Genomic DNA, 12,565 nt, shown 5'->3' with positions numbered 1-12,565 from the left:
GCTCAACTAACCACTCTCAACATCACTGTCAATCGCTATCCGATGAACTACAAGGACGAAGCAACCTGCCGCTAGCAGCGTCGCCGCCCTCGTTGGAAGCCATATAGACCCCAACCACCAAAACTGTCAACGAACTTTCATAAAAAAACACAAAGTTTCTTTCCACAGCAAAACCAAAGCAATTTTATCAATTCTTAACCAACACAAACAACCCGATTCTGTCGTGAGAATGATAAAGGACGCTCAACGCGCCCTCACCCAGCCTACTCTAATATGCAATCAGCGCAGCGGCGAGCTGGACCAGCCCATGCGCTCCGCAACACCATCTGCCATGGCCTGCAGAATGATGACCGCTGATGCAGCGCCGGGGTCCATATGACCAAGCGAGCGTTCACGAAGACGCGCAGCGCGTCCCTTGGTGGCGATCATCGAACGGGTCGTGTTGGCGCCAGCCGTGGCAGCGGCGACAACCTTGTACCAAAACTCGGCAGAACTTTGATTAGCAGACACGGCCATTTGTGCGGCTTCAGCAGCAGGCAGCCATGCATCCAGCATTGTCTTGTCGCCACGCTGTCCATGGCCTCGCTCACGAATGCCAACGCCGATGGCCTCAATGATGATCGCAAAAGTCGCCAGATCAAGATTCTCGCGGCCTTCCGTTGCCTTTGCGGCACGGCGGAATCCAGTGGCATAAAGCGGCCCAGTTGATGCACCAACCGCATTAATGAATGCGGTTGCCGCCGTATTGAGAACTTTCGAAATGTCGGCATCGTCGAGATTGAGCTTCGACAATTCGCTGCGCACAGCCTGAAAGCCCAGAGCCATTGTCGTTCCATGGTCGCCGTCGCCGATTGCTCCGTCGAGTTCGGACAGCCGATCGCGTTCCTCTGCCAGCGACGCAGAAACAGCATCAAACATATGGGCAAGACGACGAGCGGCAGTTTCCGACATGGATTTTCTCCTCAAACCTTACAACTGCAACGCGCGTCGCTCGTCATCAGGCGTATGCTAATTTACTTTCAGGCGCAGTGAAACGATAGAACTCAAAGACGCTGTTAGCTAATTTTGAGAGCAGCAGTTTCACATGGATGTAGCAGCATTTCTGACAGTTCATTATCAAGATGCATGATCGATATCGACGCGCCCACCATATCCAGAGACGTGCAATAATGCCCGATCCAGTTGGCTTCAATATGAATGTTCTTAGCTTCAAGTCGTTGCGCCACACGCCGGTAGAGAATGTAAAGTTCCATCAGCGGTGTCGCTCCGAATGAATTGACCAGTACCGCCACGCGATCACCCGGCAGAGCCTTCATTTCATTGAAGATTCTGTCCATAATGCCATCGACGATTTCATCGGCCTGACGAATGCGATCACGCGATACACCCGGTTCGCCGTGAATGCCAACGCCGATTTCCATATCTTCAGGACCGATTTCAAAATTATGCCGACCAGTTTGCGGCAATGAACCCGGCTCAAGTGCCACACCGATCGTATAAGTCCGCGAATTGGCCTTGCGGGTAACGATCTCACAGGCATCGAGCGACAACCCCTTGTCGCAGGCAGCCCCTGCCACCTTGAAGACGAAGAAATTACCTGCCACGCCACGGCGTCCGTCCTTGTCGTCGATTGGGGATGAGGCGATATCGTCGGTAGTCAGAACCGTCTTGATCCTGACGCCCTTTTCCTCGGCCATTTCAGCCGCCATCTCGAAATTCATAACGTCGCCGGCATAATTGCCATAGACGAAGAGAACGCCTTCGCCGTTGGAAGCTGCCAGTGCGCATTGCACAATCGGATCGGGCGGAGGCGACGAGAAAACATTGCCGACCGCAACAGCGTCTGCAAGGCCCTTACCCACATAGCCCACAAAGCATGGCTCGTGACCGGCACCACCGCCAATCACCAGCCCCACCTTGCCGGGGCGCGGACCATCCCGCGCGACCAGTGCCCGGTTGGAGCCGCCAATCGGCTGCACGAATTTGCTATTGGCCCGAACAATGCCGTCGAGCATTTCCTCAACCACCTCGTTTGGATTGTTGAGGAGCTTCTTCACCCGCACGCGAAAAGCTGTCGGAACCTGATTGGTCTTGGGCCTCTGTGAAAGGCGCGCATCCAGATCAATCACGCCATCGGCGCGCAAAATACCGAGCCCGGTCGCAGCATCGGTCACAAGCACATTGATGAAACCGCCGCGGAGCGCTGCCAAAAGTGCTGGCACCTTGTCGAAACCACCTGCTACCGCAATACGCGTATGAATCTGCCGCAGCTTATCGAGCGAAATGCCGATTGTTCGTTCATCAAGCGGTCCTGCAACCGGCTTTCCACGCTCGTCGATAAAACGGCCTGCTACAACTCCGACAGCGCCCGCTGCAAGATATTGCTGCAGAGAAACCGATTCAAAAAAGCCGCTAGTGTGGATGGTAGAATTGGAACGCAGCGACGAAACACCAAAAAGAATGCGATTGGCATTCTCAAGGGTCGCAAACTGTTCCTGAAGCAAAGGCTCTTCGAGCAACACGTCCCGCGTCTGCTGCGAACGCACCATAGCGGGTGCCATGATATTCACGCAGCGTGCTGAGACGGCTTCTGCAAGCACTGCCGCACAACGTTCGGGCGTATAGGGAAATGACGCCGTGGTGCCGCCTGTCGCCTGCACGACTGTCATGTCCTGCAAAGAGCCGATGGCGGTCTGTTCGCCGACCGAAAGCACCGTCCGTCCCCAGGCAACCGCGAGTGTATCGCCGGATTTGAGAATCTTGTTGAGCGCATGTGCGCCCGCAACACCAAGCCGGTCAATCAGCGGTCGGGCATTGTCATCATGCGGGAGAATTAAGCAGTCCGTCAGGCCGAAATGACGCTTCAACTCCTGAGCAACAGACAGCGACTCCAGCCGTCCGCCCTCAAGAGAAATATTGACGATGCCCTTATCCCGCGCTTCAGCCAGATAGCTGTTCACGGTGGCGCGCGAAATACCCATGACATCGGCGATCTCGCTCTGCGTCAGACCGTCTTCGTAATAAAGCCAGCAGGCCCACACATAGGGATCATCACCATAACGCATCGGAATCGTGATCGAACTATCGCTTGCAGTGGCCTTTGGCTTGCCAAGTTTGCGCGATGTGTTGGGCTTGAGCGTCATGCGATTATCTGTTGCCTCTCTCCTGCGCAGCAAACATGAAAGCGTTCAAACGCAATTGCAACATCATGAAACGAATTTGGCGCCTGAACGTGTGGACCCACACAGTTTTCAGACGCCAAACTCAAAATCGGGACAGAAAGCCTTACTGCAAGCGGCTCTTTGCCTGTGCTGCAAGATCAGTCAGAATCAGTGCGCAGGATGTTGCACCCGCATCAAGGACACCCAGCGAACGCTCACCGAGGCGGCTTGCGCGACCGATCTTTGCCACAAGATTAAGTGTGGAGTCGCGACCGGCTTCAGCAGCCACCGACAAAGCGTCCAGGCTTTCAGCAAAGGACTGGCCCTTGCCATTTGCTTCGTCAAAAGCATTGATTGCCGGGATCAGCGTGTCGAGCAGCGTCTTGTCACCAAGCTTTGCCGAACCGATTGACTGGATGCCGTCAAGACCTGCATGAAGCATGGTGCTAAACGTGGCTGCGTCAATATTTTCGACGCCTTCCAGCTTTTCTGCGAACTCGTTGAACATCACACCATAAAGCGGGCCCATCGAGCCACCGATTTCGGTTAGCAGAATTGTCCCGAGCGTATCAAGACCTTCAGCAAGGGTTACATCCTTGCCGCGCAAGCGTTCGGCTGCAAGGCCGAAACCCTTGGCCATGTTCACACCATGGTCGCCATCGCCAATCTTGCCGTCGATTTCGCTTAAGTAAGCTTTGTTTTCGATAATCCGGTCTGCAAGCGAAAGAACGATCTCACCCGATCCGGCATTCTTGAATGTCTGCATGATATGCTTCTTTCTTACAAAACCGCCGTGCAGCGGGCTTCTACATCCAGTAGTGCCTTCAGTTCATCGTCCAACGCCATAACTGTCAGCGTAGCACCAACCATTTCGAGCGACGTGAAGTAATTGCCGACATAGGTGCGATAGATCTTGAGACCACGTGCAGTAATTTCCTGCTCAATCGTATCGTTGAGGATATAAAGCTCGTTGATCGGCGTTGCGCCAAGTCCGGAAACCAGAACTGCAACTTCGGTGCCTTCGGACAAATTGTGATCGTCGAGAACGATCTTGCTCATATCCCTGGCAACTTCGTCAGCACGCTTTAACGGCTCAACGCGGACGCCCGGCTCGCCATGATGACCAATGCCAACTTCCATTGTGCCCGGCTCAATCTGAAAGTTCGGATGGCCAACAGCTGGCAGCGTGCAAGGACCAAGGCCCACGCCGATCGAACGGCAATTGTCGATGGCTTTCTGTGCAGTTGCCTGAACTTCCTGCAGGCTTGCACCCGATGCAGCTTTTGCACCGCCAACCTTCCACATGAAGATTTCGCCAGCAACGCCGCGACGCTTTTCGCGTTCGCTGGCAGGCGCGGAGCAGACATCGTCATTGGCAACAACGGTCAGGATTTCGATGCCGACTTTGGCAGCAAGCTTGATCGCCATTTTGACGTTCATGTTGTCGCCAGCATAGTTTCCGTAAAGGCAAACGACGCCCTTGCCACCATTGGCTTCACGCGCAGCATCGTAGAAGCTCTTGGCAGTCGGCGAGGAGAACAGTTCACCAACTGCAACAGCGTCAAGCAGGTTTTTGCCGGTATAGCCGATGAAAGCTGGCTCATGGCCAGAGCCGCCGCCGGTGATAACGCCAACCTTGCCCTCAATCGGTGCATCTTTAGCGACAACCACGCGCGAGTTTTCCGTCGACAGACGGACAAGGTCCTTATGTGCCTTGACGAAACCCTTGACGGTATCTTCGACCACTTCATCCGGGTTATTGATAAATCTTTGCATTTTGCACCTATCGAAGGCGAGAGATCAGTTCCCGCTCTATAATTTTAAAGCCGTAATTCCGGCCCCGAACAATCGTCAGACTGCCCGCATTCTTAAAGAATTGTGTAGCCACCATCGATCAGGAGGTCTGCACCATTTATCATGTTTGCGCCACTGGATGCGAGGAACACTGCGGCGGCAGCAATTTCTTCCGGGAAGGCAAAACGTCCGGTTGGAATGCGCTTCTTGGCAGCTTCGCCCTTTTCGCCATTCCAGGCCTTCTTGCCAAGCTCTGTGAGAACGATAGTCGGCGAGATCGTGTTAACGGTGATGCCGTATTTGCCCCATTCAGCAGCAAAGGTCTTGGACATGCCGATGACGCCGAACTTCGAAGCACAGTAAGCAACATGCTCTTCAATCGCTACAGTTCCGGCCTGCGAGGCGAGATTGACGATCTTGCCGCCTTTGCCTGCAGCGATCATGGCGCGACCCACTTCCTGCGTAACAAGGAAGCTGCCCTTGAGGTTAATCGCAATCGTTCGATCCCAATCGGAAATCGTCAGATCTTCGGCAGGAGCAAGGAAAACAACACCGGCGCTGTTTACGGCGATATCGATTTGTCCAAACGCTTCGACCACGCCCGATACAGCAGCCTTTACCGAAGCTGGATCAGATACATCGCAGACGAAAGGTTTTGCATCCGCTCCAAGCGCTTCTGCCTTGGCGCGCGCCTGATCAGTATTGATATCAAGCACGGCAACCTTTGCACCCTTGGCAGCGAAGGCCTCAGCAACGGCCGCGCCAATACCGGAAGCAGCACCAGTTACCAGAGTAACTTTACCGTTAAGCGGGAAGTTCAGGTCGATTTGGGGAGATTGGTCGGACATTGTTTGATCCTCGGTGTTGAGGGTAGCAGGAATTTTGGGGATGCGGGATGAGCCGGGGGCCGCTCATCCCGCAAGTTATATTACTTACGTGCTTCGAGCAGCTTGTCGACGTTGTCGGCAGTGACTGGCGTCCAAGGAACATTGTATTCCTTGTCCTTACCGTCGTTGAACGGCATGTCAGGATACTGTGCCCAGATGTCAGACTGAGGCTTGTAGTCGCCCTTTTTCGCGTGGAAGATTGCGAGGTCCATTGCGCCCTGCGCCTGAGCGCGTGCGTCCTGAAGGATCGACGTCATGGTGCCAGCCTTAACAGCGTTCAACGCATCGGTCACACCGTCGATACCGGCGATAGCAAAGTCATCGACCTTAAGACCTGCCGACTTGATCGCTTCGATCGCACCGAGTGCCATTTCGTCGTTCTGACCGATGACGCCGTTGATTTCGCCCTTATGCGAAGTCAGCCAGTTTTCCATCAGGGTCTGTGCTTCAGCGCGCGACCAGTTAGCGGTCTGCTGCTCAAGAACCTTGACGTCCGGGCATTCAGCAAGCGCCTTCTTGTTGCCTTCGAGGCGCGAAACCTGCGAGGACTGGCCAATCGGGCCTTCGATGATCACAACATTGCCCTTACAGCCGATCTTGTCGAGAACAGTCTTGGCTTCCATGTAGCCGGAAACTGCATCGTCAGAACCGACATATGAAGCCAGAAGATCGGAATTTACGCGGGTGTTGGAACCAACAACCGGAATGTTTGCGTCAGCTGCTGCCTGAACAGCGGTTGCGCCAGCTTCAACGTCGATTGGCACGAAGATGATCGCGTCAAACTTCTGCGTGATCATGTTGTTAAACTGTTCCTGCTGAACGAGCGCATCATAGCGACCGTCGAAAACAGTGAGCGAAACTTCGCCGCTCTTCACAGCAGGATGTTCTTTCAGAGCTTCAGACCAGATCTGCATGAATTCAGCATTCAGGCCGTAAGGCGCTGCGCCAATCTTCAGCTTTTCCTGAGCATGTGCAGCACCTGCAAACAGAGCAGTGGCAGATGCCAAAGCAATAAGCAATTTCTTCATCGGTATTCTCCTCCACAATATCCGCCATGACTAAATGTGCGGTGTTCGTTGCGCCAGGTGACTGGCAATTGGTAGTTTTTAGAAATCAGGCGCTCTGGTTGCGTTTCTGATCGAGCATGACTGCACCGACGATCAGCGCTCCTTTGAGAACCTGCTGGTAGTAAGATTCGATACCCATCAGATCGAGACCGTTGTTCATCACGCCAATAATGAGCGCGCCAATCAGTGTTCCTGTCACACGGCCTACGCCGCCCGAAAGGCTGGTGCCGCCGATAACAACTGCAGCAATTGCATCGAGTTCGTAAGCAATACCGGCCTGCGGCAGTGCCGAACCAGTACGGGCTGCAAGCATCATGCCTGCAAGACCAGAAAGCGCGCCAGAGATGACATAAACAGAGAAGCGGACGCGGGTGACATTGATACCCGATGTCTTTGCTGCATGTGGATTGCCACCAACCGCATAAATGTAACGGCCAAAACGGCTGCGCGAGAGGACCCACCAGGCAACTGCAAACACGATCACCAGAATGATCACAGGCATTGGAATGCCGAAGATTTTTTCGGTGCCGATCCAGCGGAAATCAGGTGTCAAAGCAGGCACAGGCTTGCCGCCGCCATAGATAAGCGTCATGCCGCGTGCGGCCGAAAGCATACCAAGCGTTGCAACGAATGCAGGCACCGAGAAACGCGAAACGATCCAGCCAACCAGTCCGCCGCAAGCGCAACCAACCGCAAGACCAGCAGCAATAGCAACAATTGCCGGATAAGGACCGCCCGCAACACCTGCTGTTGCAGAGGTTGTTGCCAGACTTGCTGCAACAATGCCCGTCAGCGCTGCAACCGAACCAACAGACAAATCAATGCCGCGCGTCAGAATAACAAACGTCATGCCAACAGCCAGAACGCCGTTGATTGAGGTTTGCAGCAGCACGTTTGAGATATTGCCCGTTGTCAGGAAGTATGGATTTGACACCGACAGGATGAAGACCAGAAGCAGGAAAGCAAGGAAGATGCCGTATTCCTGAATGATCAACCGGCGCTTTTCAGAAGCGAACCAGCTGGTCGATTGTGTGTTTTCGTTGTTGCTCACGTTTTCTAGCCTCTCCCAGCCTGCCAATGTCAGGCTTAATTCTCAATCTTGCGCGCAGAGCGACATCCATTGTTAGGTAGACAGATGCACCAGCTTCTGTGCATCAGTGTCGGCCCTGTCATAGACGCCAGCCGACTTGCCCTGCCGCATCACGAGGATGCGGTCAGACATGCCCAGAACTTCGTCGATTTCAGATGAAATCATAACGACCGTTCCGCCTGACGCAGTGAATTCGCAAATGATGCGATAGATTTCGCGTTTAGCGCCCACATCCACACCGCGCGTTGGCTCATCAAGCAGCAACAAACGCGGATTGCGCAGGAACCATTTTCCGAGCACAACTTTCTGCTGATTGCCGCCAGAAAGACCGGAAACCGGCATCGTATCGCGGGCAGCCTTGATGCCGAAATGCTCAATCATTTTCGCGCTTGCTGCAGCTTCTTCGCGCTGACGCATGGCAAATGACGGGCTCATTTCTGGCAGGCTCGCAAGGCAGATATTGGCGCGCACGCTGTCTGTGAGGTTAAGCCCCGTCAGCTTGCGATCTTCGGTGACAAAGGCAATGCCTTCAGCCATTGCATCAGCAGGCTTGCCCACTTTGAGCGCGCGGCCCTCAAGCTTTATTTCGCCCTTGCTTGCCTTGTCGAGGCCGAAGATGCAGTTGAAAATCTCCGAACGCCCCGAACCCATCAGGCCATAAATACCAAAGATTTCGCCTTTGCGGACCGAGAAGGAGATGTCTTCAATCTTACCCGGAAGAGCGAGATCAGAAACCTCAAAGCCAATCTGATCGGTCGGCTCATTGGTTTTGATAAATTCTTCGCCAAGCTCGCGCCCAACAATGAGACGGATAAGTTCCGGGCGATCAATATCGCTCAGTGCGCCCGAACCAACATAACCGCCATCACGGAAAACCGTATAGGAATCTGCAATCTGGAAAATCTCGGATAGGCGATGCGAGACATAGACGATGCCTTTGCCTTCAGCCTTGAGACGCTCGACTGCCTTAAACAGGTGCTGCGCTTCCTTTTCACCAATGGCCGATGTCGGCTCATCCATGAAGATCACATCAGCATTGTGGCTGAACGCCTTGGCGATTTCCACGAGCTGCATCTGCGCAACGGACAACTGACTCATCACCTGTGTCGCGCGAATGTCGAACTCCAGACGATCCAGAAGCGCCTGCGCTTCACTGTTCATCTTCTTGAAATCAATACCGCCAAATCGCGTTGAAGGTTCGCGACCAAGATAGATATTTTCTGCGACACTCATATGCGGAACAGGGCTCAGCTCCTGCTCGATTATCGCAATGCCGGATTTCAGCGCTTCCGCAGGTGTCGAATACTGGACCTCTTCACCGCGCAGCCAGATCTTGCCGCCGTCGCGCTGCTGGATACCCATCAGAATAGAGAGGAATGTGGATTTGCCTGCGCCATTACCACCGCACAGCGCATGGACCGAGCCTGCACGCAGTTCCAGCTGGCCATTGCGAAGTGCTGCAACACCGCCGAACGATTTTTTTAGGCTCTCAACTTTCAATAGCGTCTGCACGGTATCCTCCTTGACCACGCATGACAAAAATCAACAATTGATCGACAAATGTCAATATATGAATTTTACATTTGTCGAGTTTTATACGTCATTTGTAATTTCGGCGATAGTTTGGGCTTTAAAAATACGATGTAAATAACTGAAAATACGCCTGATTTATCATTCTAGTAATCCGACTTTGTCGCCTTTGCGTCCCGTAGAACGAGGCGGATACGGCTTCTCAAACGGGCTTTGTCAAAAAAAAATTTACAGTTGATGGGTTATTGCCTGTTCGGTTGTGAACATTAAGCGAGGCAAAGAGGAATGGCCATTGACTTCAAAGGGGCTCATTTTCCTAAAAGTGTCGTGCTTTATGCCGTGTACTTTTACCTTCGTTACCCTGGCTCCTATCGCGACCTTCAAGAAATTATGGCTGAACGTGGCGTAAATGTAGATCGTGCAACATTGAACCGTTGGGTCGTTCGATACTCCCCTCAGATTGCGGATCAAGCTCAGAAGCGCAAGCGGCCAACGTCTGGCTCTTGGCGGGTCGATGAAACGTACATAAAAGTCAAAGGGAAATAGACCTATCTGTACAGAGCCGTTGATCGTGACGGCCAAACCTTGGAATTTATGCTCTCGTAGCGCCGAAATCTCAGTGCAGCGAGGCGTTTCTTTAAGAGAGCCATTGCAAGCAATGGTGTTCCGCACAAGGTTGCCATTGATAAAAGCGGGGCCAATCTGGCTGGTGCACAGGCTGTAAACTGCATCTTGAAAATGACAGGTGCTGGCAAGATGATTGAAATCCTGCAAGTCAAATATCTCAACAACATCCTTGAACAGGACCAACGGTTCATCAAACGGATCACCAAACATATGTTAGGTTTCAAAGCATTTCATTCGGCCTCAGCGACCATTGCTGGAATTGAAGTGCCGCATATGATCCGCAAAAACCAATTCGCAAATGATGGTCATTCATCATTCAAGGTCTTTGCGGAGCTCGCAGCATAATTGCGTCTGCAGATAAGGCCTTTCTTAACCAGCTGAAATTTTTGTGACAGAACCCTTGTGAGGCGGCAGCAAATCATTTTCTGGTGCCCGCGCAATATTTATAATCCGGACAACGCCACGACGGGATCAAGTTGCGACGCGCTTCTTGCCGGAAGGTATCCAAAGACCACGCCGATGAGTGTCGAACACAGAAACGCCGTCACGATTGATGTTGTTGAGTAAACGAAGCTGAAATCACTACTGAACAGGCTGAACAAGGTGCCGAAACCCAGCGCCGTGATAATGCCGAGCACACCGCCAAACAGACATACAAGCACCGCTTCAATCAGGAACTGTCGTAAAATATCACTCTGCCGTCCGCCGACAGCCATTCTGACACCGATTTCCGAAATTCGCTCGGATACGGTTACGAGCATAATATTCATCACGCCGATGCCACCGACGATCAGCGATATGACAGCAATAGCCGCAACCAGAAGTGTCATCGTCTGGGTCGCACTTGTGATCGTCTTGCGAATATCATCAGTGTTCAGGATATAAAAATCCTTTGTTCCGTGCCGTTGAGTTAGGAAATCAGTCACGGTCTGTTCAGCCAATGCCGTATCAATACCGTCTTCAACTTGCAAAGTGATACTGCGCAACGAGTTGCTGCCCAAAAAACGCGACTGGACCGTGGTGTATGGCAGATAAAGCGACAGGTTCTGGTTGGAGCCAAAGCCACCTTGCTGTGGCTCCATGACCCCAACAATGCGCACGGGGACAGTCCCGATCAGAAGCACCTGCCCGACCGGACTTTGATTGGTGTCTGAGAAAAAAGCATTTTTGGTATTTTGATCAATGACAACATCCTGCGCGATCGTTCGCACACTATCATTGTCGAAGAATTGCCCATCCGCAATTTTGCTGCCCTTAGCAACGAAGTATTGCTCACTGACCCCGTTCACTTGTGCATTGGATTCTTTCGAGACAAATCGGACAGTGCTGCTTGTTGAAACCGTGGGTGTCGCCGCTTTCACATAAGGCTGCTTTGTAAGTTCAGTTGCGTCTGAAACCACCAATGTCGTGATCTTGCCAGAACGAACATCGCCGAAGTCCTTGCCAGCAAATATCTCGAGCGTGTTGGTGCCCAGGCTAGAAATATCGGCAAGAACTTTTTGTTGAGAGCCTTGACCCAGTGCGACAACGCTCACGACTGATGCAATACCGATGATAATACCAAGCATGGTCAAAAACGTACGTAATTTGTGCGCACGCATTGACAGCATTGCCATCAGAAATGCTTCACGAATGGCGCCAGCTACAGCGTGAAGAGATAGAGCCGGTTTCGTATTGCCCGACACTGTTTCCTCGGGGAGGCTTTCGACAGGCGTGGATTTTTCAACTTGTCGATCTGCAATTATCTCGCCGTCACTGATCTCGATAATTCTATCGGCCTTATTGGCAATCGACATATCATGCGTAACGATAATGACCGTGCGCCCCTCAGCATGAAGCTCGCCGAGAATCCGAAGCACTTCTTCCCCGCTCTGTTTATCAAGCGCGCCCGTTGGTTCATCAGCGAGAATAAGGTTGGCATTGTTCATCAATGCACGCGCGATTGACACGCGCTGTTGCTGTCCGCCGGAAAGCTGCCCCGGTTTATGATGAAGACGCTCGCCCATACCCAAACGCTGTAGCAAAGCAGTCGCGCGTTTCGCACGTGTTGCAGGGTCGACACCGGCATAAATTGCAGGAATTTCCACATTTCCGAGTGCCGTCAGTTCCGCCAGCAGATGGTAGCGTTGAAAGATAAAGCCGAAATGCTCTCGACGCAAAGCCGCCAGCTCATCACCATCCATCAATGCTGTTTCGCGTCCTGAAACCTCGAAGCTTCCCGATGTCGGTCGATCAAGGCAGCCAAGAATATTCATCAAAGTTGACTTGCCCGAACCCGATGCGCCAACAATCGCAACCATTTCACCGGCGTGAATCGTTAGGTCGACATCTTTCAAAACGGCAATCGAACTATCCCCTGATGGATATTCCCGCCGGATTGCCTTGAGTTTAATAAGCGGTTCGGTCATC

The 12,565-nt window shown here is 52.7% G+C and carries 9 protein-coding genes and 1 pseudogene; 1 reads left to right on the top strand and 9 read right to left on the bottom strand.

Annotation, left to right across the window (positions count from 1 at the left end; all coding sequences use genetic code 11):
- Window positions 1-279 precede the first annotated feature (279 nt).
- The 8 genes from dhaL (J2782_RS17155) to J2782_RS17120 form a co-directional block, all read right to left on the bottom strand.
- Window positions 280-951 carry a dihydroxyacetone kinase subunit DhaL gene (dhaL, locus tag J2782_RS17155; protein ID WP_310014773.1) on the bottom strand — a complete coding sequence of 224 codons (672 nt, stop codon included), beginning with the start codon at window positions 949-951 and terminating at the stop codon, window positions 280-282.
- A gap of 104 nt (window positions 952-1,055) precedes the next feature.
- Window positions 1,056-3,143 carry a bifunctional sugar-binding transcriptional regulator/dihydroxyacetone kinase subunit DhaK gene (locus J2782_RS17150; RefSeq protein WP_310014772.1) on the bottom strand — a complete coding sequence of 696 codons (2,088 nt, stop codon included), beginning with the start codon at window positions 3,141-3,143 and terminating at the stop codon, window positions 1,056-1,058.
- 142 nt (window positions 3,144-3,285) lie between these two features.
- On the bottom strand, window positions 3,286-3,927 hold the full coding sequence (dhaL, locus tag J2782_RS17145) for a dihydroxyacetone kinase subunit DhaL (protein WP_310014770.1): 642 nt from the start codon (window positions 3,925-3,927) through the stop codon (window positions 3,286-3,288).
- A 14-nt stretch (window positions 3,928-3,941) separates the two neighbouring features.
- Window positions 3,942-4,937, bottom strand: coding sequence for a dihydroxyacetone kinase subunit DhaK (locus tag J2782_RS17140; protein WP_310014767.1), 996 nt, complete (start codon window positions 4,935-4,937; stop codon window positions 3,942-3,944).
- A 92-nt stretch (window positions 4,938-5,029) separates the two neighbouring features.
- The gene (locus J2782_RS17135) at window positions 5,030-5,803 is read right to left on the bottom strand and encodes an SDR family oxidoreductase (RefSeq protein WP_310014764.1); all 774 of its coding nucleotides are present in this window, start codon (window positions 5,801-5,803) and stop codon (window positions 5,030-5,032) included.
- Between the two features lie 80 nt (window positions 5,804-5,883).
- On the bottom strand, window positions 5,884-6,870 hold the full coding sequence (locus tag J2782_RS17130; RefSeq protein WP_310014761.1) for a substrate-binding domain-containing protein: 987 nt from the start codon (window positions 6,868-6,870) through the stop codon (window positions 5,884-5,886).
- A gap of 85 nt (window positions 6,871-6,955) precedes the next feature.
- The gene (locus J2782_RS17125; protein WP_310014758.1) at window positions 6,956-7,960 is read right to left on the bottom strand and encodes an ABC transporter permease; all 1,005 of its coding nucleotides are present in this window, start codon (window positions 7,958-7,960) and stop codon (window positions 6,956-6,958) included.
- Window positions 7,961-8,032: 72 nt separating this feature from the next.
- Window positions 8,033-9,511 (bottom strand): sugar ABC transporter ATP-binding protein, encoded by a 1,479-nt coding sequence (locus tag J2782_RS17120; protein WP_310014756.1) that lies wholly within the window; start codon window positions 9,509-9,511, stop codon window positions 8,033-8,035.
- 303 nt (window positions 9,512-9,814) lie between these two features.
- Here J2782_RS17120 and J2782_RS17115 point away from each other — a divergent pair.
- Window positions 9,815-10,501 (top strand): annotated as a pseudogene (locus J2782_RS17115) (IS6 family transposase).
- A gap of 98 nt (window positions 10,502-10,599) precedes the next feature.
- Here the strand turns inward: J2782_RS17115 and J2782_RS17110 are convergent.
- Window positions 10,600-12,564, bottom strand: coding sequence for a MacB family efflux pump subunit (locus tag J2782_RS17110; RefSeq protein ID WP_310014753.1), 1,965 nt, complete (start codon window positions 12,562-12,564; stop codon window positions 10,600-10,602).
- Between the last annotated feature and the right edge of the window lies 1 nt (window position 12,565).

Source organism: Brucella pseudogrignonensis (assembly GCF_031454375.1).
Taxonomy (GTDB): Bacteria; Pseudomonadota; Alphaproteobacteria; order Rhizobiales; family Rhizobiaceae; genus Brucella; species Brucella pseudogrignonensis_A.
Note: the sequence above shows the minus strand (reverse complement) of the source record. Positions and strands in the feature narration are given on the sequence as shown.